The sequence below is a fragment of the Streptomyces sp. NPDC006739 genome, from assembly GCF_042869815.1.
Classification (GTDB): Bacteria; Actinomycetota; Actinomycetes; order Streptomycetales; family Streptomycetaceae; genus Streptomyces.
The window spans coordinates 1-21,669 of the sequence record NZ_JBIAGM010000032.1 but is presented as its reverse complement, the minus strand read 5'-3'; the positions used below and the strand labels follow the sequence as shown (position 1 = coordinate 21,669).

The following is a 21,669-nucleotide window of genomic DNA, read 5'->3' as shown; positions in this document are numbered from 1 at the left end:
CGTACTCAGCTGAGGTGGAGGCTGCTGAGGGCGGTGGTCCAGTCGTTGACGATGGCGTGCTGTGCCTGGGCGAGGGTGATCTGGCCAGCGCACACCGCCGTGTGCAGCTTCGTCTCCACCGGGTCCTTCTTGTTGTTGATCCCGCCGCCCTTCTTGTGGCCCGGGTCGGCCGGCTCCACCCACAAGTTCCGCGGGTCGTTGGGGTCCCCGCCGAGCTGGAGGCTGATCAGATGGTCGTACTCGGCATCTCCCATGCTGCCGGTGTAACCGTAGGAGGCGGCGTTCAGCCGCTTCTCCTTGCCCGTCACGGAGGCGGGCGGCCGGATGTCCTTGGTGTAGCCGCCCTTGCGGCAGATCGTCGACTTCAGATTCGCCTGCGTCACCGCCGGGGAAATCGCGCCCGGGGTGCACTTCGGGTCCTCCAGCGGCTCCCCGCGCTCCGTGCGGTAGTGGCAGCTGCCCGCAGCGGGCTGCTGCTGCACCGTGTATGTCTTCTGCGGGCCGGCACCGACCGCGATCGTCCGCCCCGATCCTCCTGGGGCGCCCGGCCGGGGCGTCCCAGGCGCGGACCCGCTGGACGACGGATGCGAGGCTCCGAGCGAGGCGGACTTACAACCCGCCAGCAGCAGACAGGCGGACAGCGCGAACCAGGCAGCGCGGCGGGTGGAACGCATGAGGACCCCTCACGGGCAGGCGACAGCTGAGCAGATGTTGCCCTACCAGCCATCGCGCACACCGGGCGGGGTAGCCCACCGAGAGCGCAGAGCACATCCGGAGGGGGCGTGCGACCGGCGCGGCGGGGCCGGGGCCGGCTTGGGCGCCTGGCGGGGCGGGTCTTGTCTGGCAGGTTGCCTGGCTGCAACAGCGGCGGCGCGCCACGTCGTACTGAGTGGCGCGCCGCCGGGTTGATCAGGTGTCCTGTGCCGGTCACAGGTCACCGGCGAAGGGGTTGGGGGGCAGTGGTGGTGGCCGCCGCCGCGGTGGTCGCGGCTGCCCCAGGACACGGAGTTGACGAGCTGGCCGTCGTCGTTGCGCAGGGCCGCGGTGTCGTGGTCGTTGTTCCACACGTACTGGCGGCGGTCCTGGTAGAGGTCGGTGGCGCTGTCGCGGCCGATTCCGGTGTGGACGCGGACGGTGGCGCGGCCCTCCAGCCGGTAGTGGTGGAAGGTGTAGGTGTGGCCGTCCATGTCGGACAGTGTCCAGCCGTTCAGGCTGACCTCGCGGCGGCTGTCGTTGTGGATGTCCACCCACTCCTTGTTCAGGGAGCGGTTGGAGCGGTCGTCACGTCCCGGGGAGTCGTACTGCACGGCGCTGATGACGACCTGCGCACGCTGCGCGCGGCCGTGGTCGTGGTCGGCGGCCGAGGCCGGCAATGCCACCGCGCGGTCGCGGCTGCCGCCGCGGCGGTACGGCGGGCGATCACAGAAACAGAAACGGACACAGGGTCCCCCCTCTTGCAGGATTGTGCATACCCGTCGCCTGCGGCGCGGGGCCGCGAACCATGGGGTGCGGTGTGCGGGTCGGTGTCCGTTCCCAGAAGATCTGAATCGATGAGGCGTCCCTGAGCTGGGCCTTGTCAGTTCTGCTGGGACGGTTCCGAAGCCGGGCGGTCCACTGGATCTGAACGGTGGTGAGCCTGCGTGCCACAGGGACTGGGCAGATCAAACGGGACCAAACCCCTCGTCTGGGTGATCACACAGTCGGCGTCCTCAACTGGCTTCCGGTGGGACGTGCGAGAAGTCATACACAGCCCAGTCGGCGAGTGCGCGATATCCGAGGCGCTGGTAGAGGGCGTTGCTGGTGCGATTGGACAGGTCCGCGAACAGGACGACGTCCCTCGCGCCCGCGGCCAGCGCGGCCCGGCTCACCTCCGCCGTCACAGCGGCCGCGTAGCCGCGACCGCGCAGGTGGGCCGGGGTGTAGACGATGTCCACCTGGATCTGGCCGCCGATCAGCGGGTTCATGCCCGCGATGGAGACGGCAGTGCCGTCTGCGGTCTCCCAGAGCGTGTAGCGCTTGTCGGCGTAGCGGGTGTCGGCCCACGTGTCGGCGTCGATGGAGACGTCTTCCCCGACGGTCTTGGCGAACTCGCCGCACCAGAACATGACTTGCTCAAGGTCCTGTTCGCCCAGGACGCGGCTCCGGCCCGCCGGCATCGGCTCCGGCAGGGTGAGCGTGCCCAGGCGGTACAGACGGAGCCGGATGTCGCCGAGTTTCGACGTCGCCCCGGTGTGCCGCTGCCAGGCCTCGGCGAAAGCGGTGGCGGTGCCGTGGTCCGCGCTGACGCGGGGAAGTGAGTGCCCGAGGGCGGCCAGGCGGGCGGCTAGGGAGTCGGCCTGCGCGGGCGTGAGCGGGGAGAGGCCGATACCACGCGGCGGGAGGCGGAAGAAGGTGCCGCGGACCTCGCCCGCTTGCTCCAGCACGCCGAAGACGGGGGCGTCGGTGCCGAACGCCTCCGCCCCACGTGCCTGCACCCTCTCGGCCCACGTCAGCTGCATGACGTGCGGACCGGGTCGCGAGCGCAGGAATTCTCCAGCACGGGCGAGAAAGTCGTCGACGTCTTCGGTGATGTACCAGTCGTCCGGTCGCATGCCTCATGATTCCCCACGCTCCAGAAGCGCCCAACGATTTTCCGTCAGAGCGAGCAAGCAACAGATCGTCCGGGACTCGTTCACTTCACCGGGCAGATCCGGCGGGAAGACGCAGATATACCGGGAACGGACAGCGAGTCGGCGGCCGGACGGCCGCACACCCACACCCTGCAACCCGTATGCGCGACCTACGGAGGAAACGCGAAGACCGTTACAGTCCGTGCATATATCTGTACCTCTTATCTATAACATCCATTTATGCACTGAATGCACCAGATGGATGCCCGCCAGGACCCCGCTGCAGTACGGGCGACGGGCTGTACCCCAGCTCCACCACACCCCGACACCCCCGCACCGCGCAGGCCGTCACCCGAAAGTGAGTAACGGGCATCTGCCGCCACGCCACCGTGCCGTCCCGCACCCCACCGGCACCGGCACCGGCACCGGCACCGGCCGAGCACGTCCTCCTGGTCACCCGCCCGTTGAGTTCCACCCCAACCAGGCCCCTTGTACCCGGGGAGGGCCGGGTTGGCCCCACCGAAGTCCCTGCGCTGCGGCCGCGTCACACGCTGGCCCCGGCGGGTGGGCCGGCATGAGGGACGCAAGGAGGCGTGGAAGCTGTTTCAGGCTTTACCCGGTGGTGCCCTTCGTTGCGGCTTCCCTGTCTCGTGTGCGGGTAGTGCGGTCGCTGTCCCGACGGTTGGGCAGCCCCGGGTGGCAGGCGGGGGTGATGCTTCGCTGCCAGGGAGGTGTGGCGTGAAGGAGGAAACTGACGCGGTCGGCGAAGCGGGGTCCGTCGTCTCATTTGGCGAGTCTGCGGTAGCAGATGAGGCTGCAGGCGATGGCGGTGAAGGCCAGGAAGTGTTCGGCCTTGCGTTCTAGCGGCGGTGCAAACGGCGGCAGCCGGCCAGCCAGGACGTTGGGTCGGCCGCGCGGCGAGGTGCCTGCCGTGGCAGGTCCTGTTCCGCGCGGCCTCCCGCCGAACCGGACATGACGGTTTCCCGGTCTCCAGGAAGGCCAAAAGGTCGAGTTCGACATCACGCCGGGCCAGAAGGGCCCGCAGGCGGAGAACATCCGCACCCTGTAACGCCAGACACGAAACAGGCCCCAGTCGGATGACCCACCAGCTGGGGCCTCTTCGGTCCTACCCGCCCCGCTGTAAGGCGGTAGCGCCCGGCATCCTGGCGCACTCGCGAGCGTCACCCCACATGCTGTGGAATCCTGCGCTTCGTGTCATAGGCCGTGACTGTGACCTGCGGCTTTTCCAGCTGTCGCCCCGCCGCACGACGGGGTCGCTGCGGGTGCGGCGGACGCGGGAGCGCTCCGCCACCCGAGGCTGTGCGGGCAGCCGCGGTGCGGGACAGCCTCGCCGGCGAACGGCTCCCAGGACGGCGAACACGGCCGCGGGCGCACTCTCCACTCCCCCGCGCCCCGAATGCCGCGTGCGGGGACTCCCTCCTTCGAGGGGCGCGTTCCGCCGGCTCTCGTTCTCCCCCTTGTCATGTGCGGAAAAACTCCCGTCCCGCAGGACTCACCTCCCGCAAACCTCGGCGCGAACCGTCCGGTCCCGTGCCTCGTCGCTGCCATATTCGAAAGCCACTTCGGAGGTGGCTGTGACGACAGAGGCAACGACATCCGGGGCACGACGGACGGCATCGGGCGTGCAGGAGACCGGATTTGGGGGGCGGGAGACCGAGACCGGACAGCCGGCAGCGCGCGTGCCCGGCGGCACCTCCGAGCGCATCCGCGACCTGGAACGCCGTCAGGCGCAGGCAGTCGCCGCCGGCGGCCCGAGGAAGCGGGGCACGTTCGGCGCGCGGGAGCGCATCGAGCGACTGCTGGATTCCGGGTCTTTCACCGAGACCGGGCAGTTCGTCCGCGCCCGGGCCGTCGCCGGGGGCGGTCGCCGGCCCTACGGCGACGGCGTCATCACCGGGCACGGCACCGTCGACGGCCGTCCTGTGTGCGTGTTCGCTCAGGACTCCACGGTCTTCGGGGGCAGCATGGGCGAGTCCTTCGGCGAGAAGACCGTCGCCCTCATGGACCACGCCCTCAAGACCGGCTGTCCGGTCGTCGGGCTCAACGACTCCGGCGGTGCCCGCATCCAGGAGGGCGTCGCCTCCCTCGCCCTCTACGCCGAACTCGTGCGGCGCAACGTGCAGGCGTCCGGGGTGATCCCGCAGATCTCCGTGATCCTCGGACCGTGCGCCGGCGGGGCCGCGTACTCGCCGGCCATCACCGACTTCACGGTCATGGTGGACGGCGCCTCGCACATGTTCGTCACGGGGCCCGACGTCATCGAGGCCGTTACCGGTGAGCGCGCCACCGCCGAGGACCTGGGCGGCGCCCGCACCAGCAACACCGTCAACGGCAACGCCCACTTCCTCGCCGCCGACGAGGAGGACGCCCTCGACACCGTACGCGACCTGCTGTCGTACCTGCCCGCCAACAACCTCGAGCACCCGCCGCGCTACGCCCCCGGGGCCGCGCCCGCCGCACAGCCGCTCGACGCGGTCGTCCCCGACCGCCCCGGCCAGGCCTACGACATGCGCGACATCCTGCACGCGGTCGTCGACGACGGTGAACTGCTGTACGTGCAGGAGCTGTTCGCGCCGAACATCATCTGCGCGCTGGCCCGCGTGGAGGGCGCCTCGGTCGGGGTGGTCGCCAACCAGCCGCTGCACGCAGCCGGGGTGCTCGACATCGACGCCTCCGAGAAAGCGGCGCGGTTCGTGCGGTTCTGCGACGCGTTCGGTATTCCGCTGCTGACCTTCGCCGACGTCCCCGGCTACCTCTCCGGTGTCCGTCAGGAGCAGGCCGGCATCATCCGGCGCGGCGCCAAACTGCTGTACGCCTACGCCGAGGCGACCGTGCCCAAGGTGACCGTGGTCGTGCGCAAGGCCTACGGCGGCGGGTACGCGGTGATGGGGTCCAAGCACCTGGGCGCCGACGTGAACCTCGCCTGGCCCACCGCGCGCATCGCCGTCATGGGCGCCGAGGGTGCCGTGGGCCTGCTGCACCGGCGTGAACTCGCCGCCTCCGACGAGCCCGAGGCGCTGCGGGCCCGCCTCGTCGCGGCGTACGAGAGCACGCACGGCACTGCCTACCTCGCCGCCGAACGCGGCTATGTGGACGCCGTCATCGCCCCGCGCGACACCCGCGACCATGTCCGGCGGGCGCTGCGCGCCCTGCGCGGCAAACGCGCGCCGCTGCCGCAGCGCCGGCACGGCAACATCCCCCTGTGATTCTCGACCGCCGGCGTCCGGCCGCGCGGTTCCACCGGATGCGCCCCGGTGGGCCCCATCGTTTCGAAAGCCTGTTCCGCGACGTGAGGAGCACCTCCCCATGGACAGCCGCCGCCCCCCGCTCACGCCTGCGTACGCCACTTTGCCCGAGTATCTGCGGCACTGGGCCGACGTCACTCCCGACCGAAGGGCGTTCACGTTCGTCGACCATCCCACCCCGGACTCCCGGGGCGTCCACCGCACCCTGACCTGGCGTCGGCTGGACGTGCGGGTGCGCGCGCTCGCCGCCCGGCTCGCCGAGGAGGCCGGGCCCGGCGACCGGGTCGCGCTGCTGTGCCCCCAGAACACCGAGTACGTCACCGGCTTCCTGGCGGCGCTCGCCGCCGGTCTGGTCGCCGTGCCGCTGTATCCGCCGGGTCTGCCCGGACACGCCGACCGACTGGCGCGGGTCCTGGCCGACGCGCGTCCCACCGTGATCCTGACCACCAGCCAAGTCCTGCGAGAGGTACGGGGCTTCTGCGTCCGGGAGTACTCGGGCCAGGGCGCGCCGGCGCGGATCGTCGCCGTCGACCAGGTGCCCGACGGGGCCGGGGAGGGGTGGCGTCCCCTCACGCCGGAGAAGTCGGCGACCGCCTATCTGCAGTACACGTCCGGCTCGACCCGGGTTCCGGCGGGCGTGGAGATCACCCACGCCAACGTCGTCGCCAACGCCCAGCAGGCACTGACCGCCTACGGCGCCGACACCCAGCCGGTGACCTGCGTGGGCTGGCTGCCGCTCTACCACGACATGGGACTGGTCCTGAGCCTCGCCGCCCCCGCCGTGCGAGGGGCGCTCTCGGTGCTCATGGACCCGGCCGCCTTCCTCCACCAGCCCGTGCGCTGGCTACGGCTGCTCACCGCGCATCCGCATGCAGTGAGCGCCGCGCCCAACTTCGCCTACGACTACTGCGCGTCGGCCGTCACCGAGGGCCAGAAGGCGGACCTGCGGCTGCACGGCGTCACGGCGCTCATCAACGGCAGCGAGCCGGTCCGCCCCGGCACGGCGGACCGCTTCCATGCCGCCTTCGCCGCCCAGGGGATCGCCCCGGACACCCACTGCCCCTCGTACGGGCTCGCGGAGGCCACCGTCGTCGTCAGCGCCGCCCGCCCCGGCAAGCCACTGCGCCGCTTCGCCCTCGACCGCGACGCCCTCGCCGCCGGGAAGGCCCTGCCGGCGCCGCCCGACGACGCCGGTGCCGTGCTGCTGGCCGGCTGCGGCACCCCGGCGGGCCAGCGTCTGCGCATCGTCGATCCCGCGGCCCGCACGGCCCTGTCCGAGGGGGAGGTCGGCGAGATCTGGGTGCAGGGACCCAACGTCGGCCGCGGCTACTGGGCGCAGGACGAGCTAGGCCGGCGGGTCTTCGGCGCGGAGTTCGCCGGAGAAGTTGACATGGCGGACCGCGGCGGCTGGCTGCGCACCGGCGACCTGGGAACGGTGCTGGAGGGGCAGTTGGTGGTCACCGGCCGGCTGAAGGACCTCCTCGTCGTCGACGGCCGCAACCACTACCCGCAGGACATCGAGGCCACCATCCAGGAGGCGCATCCGGCCGTGCGCCGCGACCGGCTGGCCGCCTTCGCCGTCCCCGGAGGCGACAGCGAGCGGGTGGCGGTCGTGGCGGAGCACCTGCGGACCGCACGTCTTGCGGACATCGACGTACCGGCCCTGGCGCGGGCCGTGCGGGCGGCGGTCTCCGCCCGGCACGGGCTGCGGCTCGCCGACGTCGTCCTCGTCCCTCCGGGTACCGTGCCCCGCACGTCCAGCGGCAAGGTGTCGCGCGCGCTGACCCGCGCGCGGTATCTGGAGGGCGCCTACGGGTCACAGCGGGACGGCGCTGCGGAAGGCGCGTCGCGGTGACAGCCGCCGACGCGGGCGCCGTGCGCCGCCTCATCGCCGAACGGGTCGCCGCCTGGAGCGGCACCGCCCCCGGGGACGTACCCATGGACCGGCCGCTCGCCGAACTCGGGATGTCCTCGCAGGAGGCCGTCGCCCTCGCCGGTGCGCTGTCCCGGCTCGTGGGACGCGAACTGCCGGCGACGCTGCTCTGGGATGCGCCCACCGGCGACGCCCTGGTGACGCTCCTGTTCTCCACCCGGGACAGCTTCACCGCCGTGGCCGCCTCCGTGGCCTCTCCGAGACCGGCCGGAGAGCTCGTCGCGGTCATCGGGGTCGGCTGCCGGCTGCCCGGCGGGGTCCACGGACCGGCCGACTACTGGCGACTGCTGAGCGAGGGCGTCGACGCGATCCGGCGGGTCCCGGAGGACCGGTGGCGGGACTTCGCCGCCTTTCCGCCCGCCGACGCGCTCCCCTACGGCGGTTACCTCGACGACATCGCCGGCTTCGACGCGGAGTTCTTCCGCATCACCCCGCGCGAGGCCGCGGTGCTCGATCCTCAGCAGCGAATTCTCCTGGAGGTCGTCCACCAGACGCTCGACCACGCCGCCGTACCGGCCGGCTCCCTGGCCGGCACCGCCACCAGCGTCTTCGTCGGCGTCTCGGCCCCGGAGTACGGGCAGCTCACCGGCGCCGACCCGGCGGCCGTGGACCCCTGGGCCCCGGCCGGGGCCGCCCTCTCCGTCACCGCCGGCCGTCTGGCGTACGTCCTCGACACGCGCGGGCCGAGCATGGCCGTCGACACGGCCTGCTCGTCCTCGCTGGTCGCCCTGCACCACGCCTGCGTCAGCCTGTGCACCGGCGAGAGCGACGCGGCGATCGCCGCCGGGGTCAACCTGCTGTTGTCACCGACCCTGACCGTCGCCTTCCGGCGGGCGGGTGCGCTCGCACCGGACGGGCGGTGCAAGCCGTTCTCGGCGGCGGCCGACGGCATCGGGCGCGGCGAGGGGTGTGCGGCCGTGCTGCTGAAGCGCCTGTCCGACGCGGAGCGGGACGGCGACCGCGTCCTGGCCGTCGTGCGCGCCACGGCCGTCAACTCCGACGGCCGCTCCAACGGGTTGCTGGCGCCCAATCCCGCCGCCCAGCAGACACTGCTGGCCACCGCCTACGCGCGGGCCGGGCTCTCCCCGGCGGTCGTCGACTATGTCGAGGCGCACGGCACCGGCACCCCGCTCGGCGACCCGATCGAGGCGGCCGCGCTGGGCGCCGTGCTCGGTCCGGGCCGCGATCCCGACCAGCCGCTGCTCCTCGGTTCGGTCAAGGGCAACCTGGGCCACCTGGAGTCGGCCGCCGGGCTGGCCGGCCTGGTCAAGACGGTGCTCGCCCTGCACCACGACACCCTCCCGCCGTCCCTGCACTGCGCGGAGGGCAGCGCCGTCGGTGACGCCCGGCTGCGGGTGGTGACCGAGCCGGAGCCGTGGCCCCGCTACGGCGGCACGGCCACCGCCGGGGTCTCCGGGTTCGGCTTCGGCGGCACCAACGCCCACGCCGTCCTTCAGGAATGGCGGCCCGGCGCGGCGACCGTGGAGCCGGGCGACGGGCCCGCCACCCGGCTCCACCTCCTGTCCGACGCCGACCCCGCCCGCGTGCGCGACACCGCAGGCCGGCTCGCCGACTGGCTGCGCACACCCGAGGGCGGCGCCGCACGTCTCGGCGATGTGGCCCGCACCCTGGCCGGACGCACCGGCCGCGGACCGGTTCGTGCCGCCGTTACCGCCGGGGACCGCGAGGAACTCGCCGAAGCGCTGGGCGCGTTGGCGGGGGGCCGCCCGCACCCGGCGGTCGTCACCGGCGACCGTGACACCGTCGGGCGGGGACCGGTGTGGGTGTTCTCCGGGCACGGCAGCCAGTGGCCAGGAATGGCCCGCCGACTGCTGGCCCAGGAGCCGGCGTTCGCCGCGGCGGTGGAGAAACTCGACGCGCAGCTCGCCCCTGAGTGCGGTTTTTCCCTGTACGACCACCTGTCCCGCGGAGGTGCCCTCGATCGTCTGGAGGCCGCCCAGCCGGTCCTGTTCGGTCTGCAGGTGGCGCTCGCCGAACTGTGGCGTTCCCACGGTGTCGAACCGGCCGCCGTCATCGGCCACTCCATGGGCGAGGTGGCCGCCGCGGTGTGCGCGGGCGCGCTCGACGTGGTGGACGCGGCCCGCGTCATCGCGGTACGGGCCCGGCTGCTCGGCGCGCTGCGCGGCGGCGCGATGGCCGTTGTGGACGTCGACGACACGGAATTCGACGATCTGGAAAGGGACTTCCCTGAGGTGCATGTCGCCGTCCACTCCTCGCCCCGGCAGAAGGTCGTCACCGGTGAGGAGGCGGCTGTCGCGCGGCTCGTCGGGCGCCTGCGGGAACAGGGCCGGCCCGCCCGGTCGATGCGGGTCGCCGGCGCCGGGCACTCCCCTCACGTCGACGGACTACTGCCAGAGTTGACCGAGGCGCTGGCCGAGGTGCGGGGACGGCGGCCGGTCGTTCCCGTCTACTCCACGGTCCTGGACGACCCTCGCGGGGACAGCTCGTTCGACGCGGCGCACTGGGCCGCCAACCTCCGGCGGCCGGTGCGCCTCGACCGGGCCCTGGCCGCGGCCGCCGCCGACGGCCACACCACCTTCGTCGAGATCTCCCCCCACCCGGTGCTCACGGCGGCCGTCGCGGACACCGTGCCCGGCGCGCTCGCCCTGGCCACGCTCCGTCGCGACGCCGACGGCTCGGCCGCCTTCACCGCCCAGCTGGGCGCCCTGTACGCGGCGGGTCAGCGCCTGCCCAGGCCACCGGGCCGGGTCATCGACCTGCCGGGGCCGCGCTGGCGGCACGTCCGGCACTGGTGGACGGACGGCCGGACGACCGCCGGCCTTCCGGCTTCCGTCGGGCAGACCGGGACGGCTCACTCACCGGCGCCGCACCCCTCCCCCGCCGAGCACACTCCGGTTCGGCCCGGCTCGGTCATCACCTGGCTGAGCCACCACATCGCCGCCGTGACCGGCCACCCGCCGACGCGCATCACGCCGGCCACCACACCGGCCGAGCTCGGCCTGGACTCGCTGATGGCGGTCCGCATCCGCACCGCCGTGGAACGCGAGTTCGCCATCGAGCTGCCGCTGCGCGATCTCCTCGGCGCGGCGAGCGTCGAGCAGGTGGCCGACCGCATCCGGCAGGCGCTCCCTCACACGGACTCGCCCCTCACCGTCCTGAACGCCGGCGGCTCGCGGCCCCCGCTCTTCCTGGTCCACGCCGCCGGCGGCCCTGCTGATGTCTACCGCGAGCTCGCCGCACGAGTCGGCGACGAGCGGCCGGTGTACGGGCTGGAGCGGGTGGAAGAGGCCCGTACGGTGAGCGAGAAGGCCCGCCGTTACGCCGAGGCCGTCACCGCCGCCCACCCCGAAGGGCCCTGTCTGCTGGGGGGCTGGTCCTTCGGCGGTTTCGTCGCCCAGGAGACGGCGCGGCAGTTGACGGCAGCCGGACGGGACGTGGAACTGGTCGTCCTCATCGACTCCGTACGGCCGCTGATCCCTCCCGGCCTCACCCCGGCCGACCGGATCCGCGCCCACTTCACCGGATTCGCCCGCCACGTCGCCGAAACCTACGGGGTGCGGCTGCAGTTGCCGTACGACGCGCTCGTGGCGATGGACGACGAGGGCGAGCGCATCGACACGGTGCTGCGGGCGCTGCGCAGGGCGGCCGATGTGCCGCCGGCCGCCCTGGAGCATCAGCGGGCCTCCTACCTGGACCTGCGGATCGGCGAGGCGCACCGGCCGGGCCGCCACGAAGGTCGGGTGGTGCTGTTTCGGGCCACGGAGCCCGCGCCGCACACCGTGCGCGACCCGGCGTACGAGCGCGACGACGAGGCGCTCGGCTGGGACGAGGTGTGCCCGGGCCTGGAGGTCGTGCCGGTGGCCGGCCACCACCTGTCTCTGCTCGATCGTCCGCACGTCGACGAGATCGCCGCCCGGCTGCGGCGGCTGCTCGCCGCCCCGACCAGCTGAACCGATTGCGAGGAACCGCCATGTCCCATCCCCTCACCGGACTGTCGCGGCGCAGCGTCGCCAAGGCGGCGGCCGCGACCGGCCTCGCCGTTCTGTTCGGCGCCAAAGCCTCCGGCCGGGCCCGTGCCGCCACCCGGCTGGGGCCGCGCACGCTGGACGTGTCGGTGTCCTCGGCGGCACTCGGCCGTAGCGCGCCGCTGCGGCTGATCCTGCCGTCGGACTTCGACAGACAGACCGGGCGGACCTATCCCGTGCTGTACCTGCTGCACGGCGCCCACGACGACTACACCTCCTGGACCCGGGAGACGGACATCGAGGCCTTCACCGAGGGCCGCGACCTGATCGTGGCGATGCCGGACGGCGGCCCCACCGGCATACCGACCGCCTGGCGCAGCGGGCCGGACTACGAGACGTTCCAGCTGCGGGAGGTTTCGGCCCTGCTCGCCCACGACTACCGCGCCTCGGGCGTACGGGCCGTGGCCGGGGTTTCCACCGGCGGATACGGGGCGATGGCGCACGCGGCCCGCCACCCGGGCACGTTCACCGCCGCCGCCTCCTACAGCGGCGTCCTGGACACCACGGCGCCCGGCGTGCCCGCGATCGTCGCCGCCATAGTGGCCCGGGAGAACCTCCTGCCCGCCTCCCTGTGGGGCGACCCGGTCCTGGACTTCCTCACCTGGCGGGACTTCAACCCGCGCGAGCGTGCCACCGAGTTGCACGGCACCGCACTGTACGTCTCCCAGGGCAGCGGCGTGGGTGGTGGCGGCGGTGATCCGCTGCCGGGCGTGCTGGAGAGCGCGCTGTGGCCCTCCGCCCACGGCTTCGCCGGCACGCTCGGACTGCTCGGCATCCCGGTCACCACCCACTTCTACACGGGAGGAGGACACAGCTGGGCCTATTGGAAGGGGGAGTTCACCGCCTCCTGGCCGATGCTCGCCCGTGCGCTGGGCCTCGCGGAGTGATGTCGGTGCCATCGGGGCACGGAACGGACCGCAGGGGAGGTCCGTCCAACACCGGGGGGTCACCCTCGCCCCACGGGAAACGGCCCGCGGGTGAGCCGGTTCCGGGTGATTGGAGTGTTCGCGATGGCTGTCCCCACGCCGCAAGGCCTGCCGGACGGCGGCCATGGAGTAGTCGCTGCGCTGCCGGCCGGCCTGGCCGAGCGGCTGCGCGCCCAGCTCGAGCCCGTCGCGGACGAAGTGGAGGAGGAGGTCCGCAGACAGGTTCCCGAGTACTCGCGGCCCGCCGACGGAATCTACCGCAGAAACCTCAGGGCCGGTGTGGTGCAGGCGCTGACCCTGTTCGTCGATCACATCGGCGACCCGCGGGGGCAGGGCGACGCGATCGCCGGGACGTACTACGAACTCGGTTGCGGCGAGGCCCTGGAGGGCCGCAGCCTGGACGCGCTCCAGTCCGCGCTGCGCATCGGCGGACTGCACGCCTGGCGGCTGCTGTGCCGCACGGCGGAGGATCTGGGCCTGGACTCGGCGGTGGTGGCCGCGCTGGGCGAGTTGGCGTTCCGCACGGTCCACGAGGTCGCGGAGGCGGCCGCCGCCGGGTATGCGGAGGCCCAGCTGCGCAGCACCGACGAGTTGGAGCGGCGCCGCAGACGCCTGCTCGACCTGCTGGTGAGCGAGGGACCGGTCTCCCCGGAGGCCGTGCAGGACCTCGCGCACGGCGCCCGCTGGCCGGTGCCACGACAGGTCGCCGTGATCGCGCTCGCCGCCACCCCGGACCAGCGCGAGGAGGAGCGGCCTCCGGCCGCGGGGGTGCTGTGGGACATGGAGTCACGGCCACCGCGCGCCCTCGTACCCGACCCGGACGGCTCCGGCCGCTTCGGCGGCCGCGCCCTCACCCTCGCGCTGCGCGGCCGTCCGGCGGCCGTCGGCCCGACGGTTGCGCTCACCGAGGCCGCCCAGTCGCTGCACTGGGCCACGCGCGCCCTGGGTCTCATGGGCCGCGGCGTCCTTCCCCGCCAGGGCATGGTGCGCTGTGCGGACCACCTGTCGACACTGCTGCTGTACAGCGACGAGCCGCTGCTCGCACAGTTGCAGGCGCGTGTCCTCGCCCCGCTCGAGGCGGTCTCGGCGGGGCAGCGGGCCCGGCTCGCCGAGACCCTCCTCGCCTGGCTGCTCAGCGGTAGCAACGTGCCCGACGTCGCCACCCGTCTGCACATCCATCCGCAGACGGTCCGCTACCGCCTGCGCCAGCTGGAGAAGCTCTTCGGGGACGCCCTGCACGACTCCGGCACACGTCTGGACCTGGTGCTGGCGCTGCGTGCCGAGGCGCTGCGGGACCCCGACGGCCTCGCCCGGTAGGACAATTCGCGCTGCTCACTGCAGAACAAAAAACCGGGGAAAATCCATCCTCCCCTTCATAACACCCCGTCAGGGAGAGTGAATACGTTCGGGACATCCTTTTTCGCAGGCGCGTGACCGCGCCCCCACCCGCAAAGGATTCCTATGCGCATTCGCTTGTGCCTCGCCGCGCTGTCGCTGGCCGGCGGGGCCTCCCTGGCCACTCTGCCGGCGCCCGCGTCATCGGCCGCGAGTTGCTCCGACCTGGATGTTGTCGCGGCCCGCGGCACGTTCGAACCGGGCACGCTTGGCGCGATCGTCGGCGACCCCGTGTATTCCGCGCTGCAGCAGAAAATCACGGGCAAAACCCTGTCCAGCTACAAGGTGAACTATCCGGCCGACCTTTCCCTCACCTCGGCCGCGCAGGGCAACGCGGACGTGGTGAATCACGTCAGCAGCCAGGCGGCCGCCTGTCCGACCCAGCGTTTCATCCTGGTGGGCTATTCGCAGGGCGCGAACGTCGTCGACAACTCCATCGGCATCAGCAGCGACGGCGCGGTGGTCGGCAGCCCCATCGTGGCAACCATCCCGGCCGCGCTTGCTCCGCGGGTCGCCGCGGTGCTGCTGTTCGGCAACCCGATCCGCGCCGTCGGCAGGAGCGTCACCGGCACCTACCAGAGTCGCACCGTCGACTTCTGCGCCAAGGGCGATCCCATCTGCGAGAGCGGCGGCGGCGATGTGCTCGCGCATCTGGGCTACGGCTCCGACGCGGACGCCGCGGCCGCCTTCGCCGCGAGCAAGGTCTGAGGCGGCACGGCAACCCGTGCATGAGCGGTCCCGGAGGATTGTCCTCCGGGACCGCTCATGCACGGGTTGCCGCTAGCCGGGCGTGACGGCGAATCGCGCGAGGTTCGTCGAGACCGGCTCGGGCCGGCCGTTGTTCTGCACCCGCGCCGCGGTGAGCACGTCGAGGTGCTGGTAGCCGTCGGCCACCACGGGATGCAGGCCGGACGGAACGCGGCCCGCAAGCAGCCCGTCACCGGCGATCACCGTGAGCGTCGGACGGGCCTTGAGGCCCTCCTGGTGCACGAGGAGCTGCTTCACCTGCGGGGAAGTGGCGAGTTCCAGGTCGGTGACCAGTTTTGTCGGGAAGTACTGCTCCGTGAAGTCCAGCGGCTGCTCGGCCAGGCTGCGGGCGAGTTCCCCGATGTCGGTGACCTCCTCGCCGGCGTTGGTGAACGGGGTGCCGTCCGCGGACCGGTAGCCGGGATCGTCGGCGGCGCCGACTCGGTCGTAGTTGCGCCAGGTGTACAACGGCCCGTGCGGCTGATCCGGGATGGCCTTGTACTGGGTGCCGTACAGCCCCGGTTGCTTCGCCCCGCCGTTGGCGAGGGGGAAGTCCTTGTCGGCGATTGGTCCTCCGTCGAAGAAGCCCACGCTGCTCTGCAGGAACGCCAGCGGTACGGAATTGTCGTCCATCAGGGCGCCGAGCACCGCCGCGTTGGTGAGCCGGAAGTCCTTCACCGCGGGCGAGCCGGTGAGGAAGGTGGCGGCGTCCTTGGAGAACAGGAACCGGTTGGTGGCCCCGATGTTCGTGTTGGAGGGCAGGTAGCTGGGCAGGTCGGACTCGGCGCCGGGATCGTGGACCGCGCCGACGCCCGCGATCGCGAGCAGGGTCATGGTCTCGGGGTTGAGCAGCACGGGTGCGGACAGGGAGCGCGGCAGCACCCCGGAGTCGAGCCCGGCCTGCACCGCGGTGTAACCCAGGCCGATGTCCGGCAGGTTGGTGTCGTCGGGGATGCTGCCGCTGAGGTCGGCCAGCGAGGTGGAGACGGTGGTGTCGAGGGCGAAGTAGCCCGCGCACTGGCGGTATCCGGCGTCCGCCGTGGTGGCGGGGTCGCCGTCGAAGTCGGCGGCCGCGAAGTACCCGGTGATCACGCCGCCCAGGGAGTGGCCGCCGCACAGCACCTTCTCCTGGCGCAGGTGCTGGTCTGGCAACTCGGCGGCCAGCAGGTCGTATTCGTCCCGTACGGTCTGCTCGATACCGAGCTTCGCCATCCAGCCGAGCCGGTCGTTGCCGACGGACCCGGCGAAGGTGCGGCCGTCGACTTCCCTGCCGCGGTAGTAGTAGTCGACGGCCGTGTGCTGGTCGCCCGAGGCGATGCCGGTGTGGTCCTCCAGGCAGTTGGAGCGCCGGTCCAGGGCCCAGAACTCGATGTGCCGGCCCTGCTCGGCGGCCCGCGCCACGGTGTTGCGAGCCACGCTGTCGAACGCGCCGGCGCCCTCCAGGATCCCCGGTTGGGCGACGAGGATCCGGTCGGCGTCCACGGAGGCGGCCGGCCCGTCGGAGCTGCGGTAGCGCAGATACGACAGCCAGTCGCACGCCGCCGGACGCGCCCCGAACGAGGCCGGCAACGGCACCTTCACTCGCACCACCGACTCGCTCACCGCATCGGCCGGGGCGGTCGTCACCACGGGTGTCTCACTGCGGGCGCCGGCCGCCTGGGTGTCCGGCGCGGCGGCCGTGAGGACGCCCGCGGTCATCAGTACCGCCAGCGTGGTGCTGCGCCACTTTCTTCTTCTGCTGCGCCATGTGTCCATGGCCGGACGCTAGGGCCACGGCGCCCGTGCGCTCAGGCACTGCTCACCGGAACGCAGCAGGCCGCTCGCTCCTTTGTCACGCGGTCACAGTGTCACGCGGCACGCTGGAGCGACCGGCTCCCGAAGGACTCGTGGCCCGGAACCGGCCCGCGCGCGGCACGCGGGGCGCCTCCGTGCTCCGCGCCGTCCCCGACGCCGGTACGGCACCGGGACGGCCTGACACGGCGGCTGGCAGCGCACCGACAGGGCGGGACGCGGTTCACGCGCTGTTTCGGCGGCCTTACCGGGGAGCCTTTCCGGCAAACTGGACAGCCGCCCGTAGCCGAGCGCCAGCCCCTATGGACCAGGCCGCCCGTCGGCGGCACGGCGGGCGGCGGCGTGGCGGGACCCTCCTCCGGATCGGTCGGCCGGGCCCTGGACAGCCGCGACCGCGGACACCGTCCGTCCACCGCGAACCACCCGGTCGATAACCCCGTGGCAGGGCCCCACAGTGGGCATGGTCGTCGGGCTGATGCACTGCCATTCAACGGGAATTCTCGGGGGCTCGCGGACGACTTACCGCCGTCACCCGCCCAAGTGCCGCGCCCGCTTGATGGCCTACCCGGCGTTCGCCCCGGGGCCCTGGGCGAGCCAGACTTCACCACGGTGTCTGCCATGGCCCACGACGTGGGGATCTCCTTCAGCCGGATCGCCGAAGCGTGCGCGCTCAAAGCAGTCCGAGTCAGCCAGATCGCCCGGGGCACCACATCCGCACCGCCGCACGACCGTCGAGCGAATCACCGGCGGACTACGCAAGGCCGGACTCGGAGCTCGGCCACCTGGAGGGGGTCTTCACTCCCTCACATCAATATCGGACAAATTGCGTGAATAGGGTCAAATATCTGGGAGACTCGCTGACCAACCCCCATAGGACGGAGACCCAACCGATGATCATCAAGAAAATGCACGAAATGGGCATCCGAAGCGAACACGCCTACCTCGCCGGCATGGCCTCCATAGGCCTCAGTGTTGCGTCCTGGATCACCAGCCTCCAAATCGAACGCGGCAAGGGCATAGACCGCGCCGACCGCTGGGGCATCTTCGTCGGCGAATGGGCGCCCACCTTCTTCGGTCTCGGCCTCGCTCTCTCCCACTACGAGCAGCAGGACGGCACCCTCACCGCCGCCACCGTCCACGAACTCCGCGACCAGGCGAGGGCCAGCTGAACACCCCGGCCAGCGCCCGCCTCCGGCCAGAGGAGACGGGCGCCCCGGGGCGATGCGACCTCACACCCGCACCCGCGCCCTCGCAGGTCCGGATACGCGGCTGGCCGCGGACCCGGACGTGACCGAGTAGTGACACGGGCCCTACAGAGCTGTACCGAGCGGGTGGTCGATACCCTGGAAGGCGATCCCGGCAGTATCGCCGGAGCCGTCACTCCCTACTGGAGCAGGGAGCGGACGGCATCATCATCAACGAGCCGATCGACGAGGAAGCGGGCGGGCGCGTTCCCGGCCCCTGCCGTCGTGCCGGTCCTCGTCCTCGGCACGCCCGCGCCCTTCCCTCCCGCACCCTGTCCTCAGGGGTGGGCGCCTGGCCTGCTGGCCCGGGCGGCCACCGACTATCTCCTGGGTCTCGGACACACGACCGTCCATCACCTCGCCGGTCCCGAGCGATGGTACGCCGCCAGGCACCGCATCGAGGGATGGCGGGTGGCACTGGCCGACCGGGGTCGTGACGAGCCGCCCGTCGTCGAGGGCGACTGGTCGGCCGCGTCCGGATACGCGGCTGGCCGCGGACCCGGACGTGACCGCGATGTTCGCCGCGAACGACGACAGAGCCATCGGGCTGATCCGCGCGCTCACGGAAGCCGGGTGTCGGGGTGCCGGAGGATGTCAGCGTCGTCCAGTTCGACGACATCCCGGTCGCCGCATGCGTGCCCCCCCTCCCTTGACCACGGTGCGTCAGCCGTTCGACGCGGTGGCCCAGGAAGTACTCAGGCTTCTCGTGCAGGCGAGAAACCCGAGGTGGATCTGCCTCTCGCGCACGACCCACCGATCGACCTCGTCCTGCGCGCCTCGACCGCGCCTGTGCCGTCCGGGACGACCCAGGGCGGTGGGCGGCGCAACGCCACCCGTTCCCACAGCGGTCCGCAGGCCGTGCCGCCGACGAGCGGAGGCTCATGCCGGCGCCGCGGTCGCGACCAGTGCGTCGCCCGGCTCCAGCAGCTTCGATAGAGACGCGGCCAAGCGCCGGATCACCATCGCGGTCGAAATCGTTCTCGCGGCCGAAGGTGAACAGCACCTCCGGCACCGCCCACTCGTTCACCGGATCCCACCCGTTGTGGGCCAGGTGCAGTCAGCGAACCGTGCCGGGGTCGTCCTCCCGGTTCACCGTCTTCACGTACACCGCTCCAGACGATAGGCCGAAGAAGCAGATCAGCGTAGGCGAATCTAGGAAATCGCGTCTCTAGAAGCTCTTCCTTCCCGTCACTGGTCAGCGCACCTGCCGACCCCTGGCCCCGGTCGGCCTTGTCCTGGTTCACCCAGTTCCGCAATCCCTCCGGGCTCACGCCGATCTTCCCTTGAACTCGGCCGTGTACCGCTTACTCGTGTTGCTCTTCGTGCTCACTACCTGAAACTGCTTCCTCCGGGACCATCCATACCAGGATCAGGCTGTCCAGCTCAGCCGGGGGAACTTCACCCTCTTCGCGCGGCCGCGGCCGACGGGCGCCAGCTCGTCCGGCGCGGCGTCCCTCAGGAGGCCGCCCTACGCCGCCGGTGCCGCCGATCATGCCGCCGACCGGCCGCTGGAGGTCTCCACATGCCCGCTGGCCAGGGGCCTCAATGGATTACCCGCGAAGAGCCTTGGGGACGAAGTAGTGGCCTGCGTCGATGTCGGCGATGAGACCGGGGTGGGCCGGCTCCCAGCCGAGCAGCTCACGGGTGCGGGCGCTGGAGGTGAGGTTGTCCAGGCCTATGAAGGTGGCGAGGAACTGGAAATAGTCGGGCACTTCCTCGGCGGGGACGGACTTGGCGGGCGGTCGAGTCCGATCAGCGAGTACAGGAACGCGAGGTGTTCTTCGGGCACGTCGGCCTCGCGCAGGCGCTCGATGCGGTGTTCGTGGGTGCGCCGGGAGCCCATTGCGCCGACGTAGCCGACCGGGAGACCGAGCGCCAGGCGGAGCAGGGGGATGTCGAACTTGACGTCGTGGGTGAGGACGCAGATCGCGGTGCGGGCGTCTACTTCGGTGCGCTCCAGGTAGCGGTGGGGCCATTCGACGACGACCTCGTCGGCGTGGGGGTAGCGCTCGGGGGTGGCGAAGGCGGGGCGGGCGTCGCAGACGGTGATGTGGTAGCCGAGGAAGCGTCCCGCCTGGCTGCGGGCGGCGGCGAAATCGACGGCGCCGAAGATCGGCATGCGGGACCGGTGCGCTTGGGTGTGGACCAGGAGCGTCAGCTTCTCCGGGCAGATGTCGGCGTCCCCGGCGATCTCGACGCGGGCGGTCTGTCCCGCTCGCAGCAGCGCACGCACCTGCGTGACCACCACACGGTCCCGCTTCCCGTCGCCCAGTGTCCCGTCGTAGGCGCTGCCATCGCCGAGAACGGACAGGGTGCGGCCGAGCAGGCGCTGCGGACCGTCCGCCACCTGTGCCACGGCCACGGGTAGGCCTGCCAACACGTCCTCCAAGGCGGAGGTGAGGTGGGGCCGGCCGGCGGGGTCGATCGCTGGACGAGGACCTTCAGTTCGCCACCGCAGGTCAGACCCACCGTGAAGGCGTTGTCGTCGGAGTAGCCGAAACGCGTGCACGCCGGGGACTCGTCCGTCTCCAGCACCTGTCGGCACAGCTCGTAGACGGTGCCTTCGACGCATCCTCCGGAGATGCTGCCGACTGCCGCGCGATGGCGCCGATGGTCCGGTAGGAGCCGCCGCTGCCGCACCAGATGTAGCCCCAGGACGCCGCCGGCTTCGACCCGCTGCCTTCGGAGTCCGACTTCCCGGCCGGCGGGGTCGAGGGCCGCTACCATCTCACCTACTTCGGCGCGGCGCAGCCCGGTGCGCGCTCGTTCACACTCCGCCCGGGAACCAGCTACCGGGCCGAGATCATCGACACCTGGAACATGACGGTCACGCCACCTACGAGGGCGAGTTCACCCTCACGCTGTCGGGGCGACCGTACATCGCGGTCCGCCTGAGGGCTGTGGAAGACAGGAACAAGTGACATCACTTCGGGCAGTGGGCAGCGGCCACCAGGACCGGCCCCGGCGGATCCAGATGGTGCGATGACGGCAGCAACCCAAACCCTCCACGACCTGCTGCGTCGGCAGCTGGCACGCCGGGGCGTCGCCTCGTCTGCATGCGCGCACGCCGCGAAGCAGCATGGCCACCCTGGCGGTCTGTGAGGTGAGGAGGGCAGGGCCCGGGGCGGGTCACCAGCCGGTGATGCGGGTCCAGCGAGCTTGGATCACCGGGGAAGGCTGGTTGTCCTTGCTGCTGTCAACGACGTGGTAGCCGTGGAACTGCGCGGCGGTCGCGCAGGCGTGGTTGGGCAGGATGCGCAGCCGGGTACCGACCGGAAGATCGGGCAGGTCGGCGCCGTCACGGGCGGTGAGGGTGCCGTGTTCCTGGCTCGCGCCGGTCATGACCAGGTTCGGGATGAGGCGGCCGGTCAGGTCGGTGACCAGACCGTAGCCCTGGTCCTGGGCCTGGTCGGCGGTGCCGCGGTCGCGGGACATGGCCATCCAGCCGCCGTCGGTGATGATCCACCCGTACTCGGGCCGGTGGCCGATGACGGTGACAACCACCGACAGGGCGAGGTCCTGCACCTGGCACACGTCGAGGCCGGCCATCACCAGGTCGAAGAAGATGTAGTTCCCGGCCCGCAGTTCGGTGACCCCGGTGAGGTCGTCGGCCGCGTGGGCAGTGGGGGTGGAGCCAACTCGACGCACTCCGGGAACTAGTGCCGTATCAGGCAACGTTCGCCCTGTCATGAGACTTCGCACGGTTGCTACGCCGGGTGGTACGGGACAGCCACAATGATCACGTGGCTGA

General features: G+C 71.8%; 12 protein-coding genes and 6 pseudogenes. 10 read left to right on the top strand and 8 right to left on the bottom strand.

All coding sequences use genetic code 11. The features are described 5' to 3' along the window. Positions 1–5: 5 nt before the first annotated feature. The 4 genes and pseudogenes from ACFYMM_RS37990 to ACFYMM_RS37975 form a co-directional block, all read right to left on the bottom strand. A complete protein-coding gene (locus ACFYMM_RS37990; RefSeq protein WP_388395701.1) occupies positions 6–674 on the bottom strand; it encodes a hypothetical protein in 669 nt (222 codons plus the stop codon). A gap of 288 nt (positions 675–962) precedes the next feature. Next, positions 963–1,441: pseudogene (locus tag ACFYMM_RS37985) on the bottom strand (lamin tail domain-containing protein); the annotation flags it as partial. Between the two features lie 268 nt (positions 1,442–1,709). Next, positions 1,710–2,591, bottom strand: a complete 882-nt coding sequence (locus ACFYMM_RS37980; RefSeq protein ID WP_388395698.1) for a GNAT family N-acetyltransferase — start codon at positions 2,589–2,591, stop codon at positions 1,710–1,712. Between the two features lie 801 nt (positions 2,592–3,392). Then, positions 3,393–3,508 (bottom strand): annotated as a pseudogene (locus ACFYMM_RS37975) (IS5/IS1182 family transposase); the annotation flags it as partial. Positions 3,509–3,588: 80 nt separating this feature from the next. On the opposite strand from ACFYMM_RS37975, the pseudogene ACFYMM_RS37970 reads away from it, so the two are divergent. The 7 genes and pseudogenes from ACFYMM_RS37970 to ACFYMM_RS37940 form a co-directional block, all read left to right on the top strand. Next, positions 3,589–3,678: pseudogene (locus ACFYMM_RS37970) on the top strand (cold-shock protein); the annotation flags it as partial. A 631-nt stretch (positions 3,679–4,309) separates the two neighbouring features. After that, the gene (locus tag ACFYMM_RS37965; RefSeq protein WP_388395848.1) at positions 4,310–5,836 is read left to right on the top strand and encodes an acyl-CoA carboxylase subunit beta; all 1,527 of its coding nucleotides are present in this window, start codon (positions 4,310–4,312) and stop codon (positions 5,834–5,836) included. Positions 5,837–5,936: 100 nt separating this feature from the next. Further along, positions 5,937–7,730 (top strand): fatty acyl-AMP ligase, encoded by a 1,794-nt coding sequence (locus ACFYMM_RS37960; RefSeq protein WP_388395695.1) that lies wholly within the window; start codon positions 5,937–5,939, stop codon positions 7,728–7,730. Beyond that, the gene (locus ACFYMM_RS37955; RefSeq protein WP_388395693.1) at positions 7,727–11,740 is read left to right on the top strand and encodes an acyltransferase domain-containing protein; all 4,014 of its coding nucleotides are present in this window, start codon (positions 7,727–7,729) and stop codon (positions 11,738–11,740) included. The genes ACFYMM_RS37960 and ACFYMM_RS37955 overlap by 4 nt, the downstream gene beginning before the upstream one ends. 20 nt (positions 11,741–11,760) lie before the next feature. Next, positions 11,761–12,702, top strand: a complete 942-nt coding sequence (locus ACFYMM_RS37950) for an alpha/beta hydrolase (RefSeq protein WP_388395690.1) — start codon at positions 11,761–11,763, stop codon at positions 12,700–12,702. Between the two features lie 123 nt (positions 12,703–12,825). Then, the gene (locus ACFYMM_RS37945) at positions 12,826–14,058 is read left to right on the top strand and encodes a helix-turn-helix domain-containing protein (protein ID WP_388395687.1); all 1,233 of its coding nucleotides are present in this window, start codon (positions 12,826–12,828) and stop codon (positions 14,056–14,058) included. A gap of 144 nt (positions 14,059–14,202) precedes the next feature. After that, positions 14,203–14,844: a cutinase family protein gene (locus ACFYMM_RS37940; protein ID WP_388395684.1), complete on the top strand. Its 642-nt coding sequence runs from the start codon at positions 14,203–14,205 to the stop codon at positions 14,842–14,844. 72 nt (positions 14,845–14,916) lie between these two features. Here ACFYMM_RS37940 and ACFYMM_RS37935 read toward each other — a convergent pair whose 3' ends face one another. Next, positions 14,917–16,638: a hypothetical protein gene (locus tag ACFYMM_RS37935; RefSeq protein WP_388395681.1), complete on the bottom strand. Its 1,722-nt coding sequence runs from the start codon at positions 16,636–16,638 to the stop codon at positions 14,917–14,919. 926 nt (positions 16,639–17,564) lie between these two features. On the opposite strand from ACFYMM_RS37935, the gene ACFYMM_RS37930 reads away from it, so the two are divergent. Together ACFYMM_RS37930 and ACFYMM_RS37925 are read left to right on the top strand one after the other, a co-directional pair. Beyond that, positions 17,565–17,843, top strand: a complete 279-nt coding sequence (locus ACFYMM_RS37930) for a hypothetical protein (protein WP_388395678.1) — start codon at positions 17,565–17,567, stop codon at positions 17,841–17,843. A gap of 159 nt (positions 17,844–18,002) precedes the next feature. Further along, positions 18,003–18,854, top strand: a pseudogene (locus ACFYMM_RS37925) (substrate-binding domain-containing protein); the annotation flags it as partial. Positions 18,855–19,468: 614 nt separating this feature from the next. Here ACFYMM_RS37925 and ACFYMM_RS37920 read toward each other — a convergent pair. Beyond that, the gene (locus ACFYMM_RS37920; RefSeq protein ID WP_388395675.1) at positions 19,469–19,630 is read right to left on the bottom strand and encodes a hypothetical protein; all 162 of its coding nucleotides are present in this window, start codon (positions 19,628–19,630) and stop codon (positions 19,469–19,471) included. Between the two features lie 29 nt (positions 19,631–19,659). Further along, positions 19,660–20,513: pseudogene (locus tag ACFYMM_RS37915) on the bottom strand (XdhC family protein); the annotation flags it as partial. An 81-nt stretch (positions 20,514–20,594) separates the two neighbouring features. On the opposite strand from ACFYMM_RS37915, the gene ACFYMM_RS37910 reads away from it, so the two are divergent. Then, on the top strand, positions 20,595–20,813 hold the full coding sequence (locus tag ACFYMM_RS37910; protein ID WP_388395846.1) for a DUF5605 domain-containing protein: 219 nt from the start codon (positions 20,595–20,597) through the stop codon (positions 20,811–20,813). A 234-nt stretch (positions 20,814–21,047) separates the two neighbouring features. On the opposite strand, the pseudogene ACFYMM_RS37905 reads toward ACFYMM_RS37910, so the two are convergent. Beyond that, positions 21,048–21,557, bottom strand: a pseudogene (locus tag ACFYMM_RS37905) (DSD1 family PLP-dependent enzyme); the annotation flags it as partial. Positions 21,558–21,669: the final 112 nt, after the last annotated feature.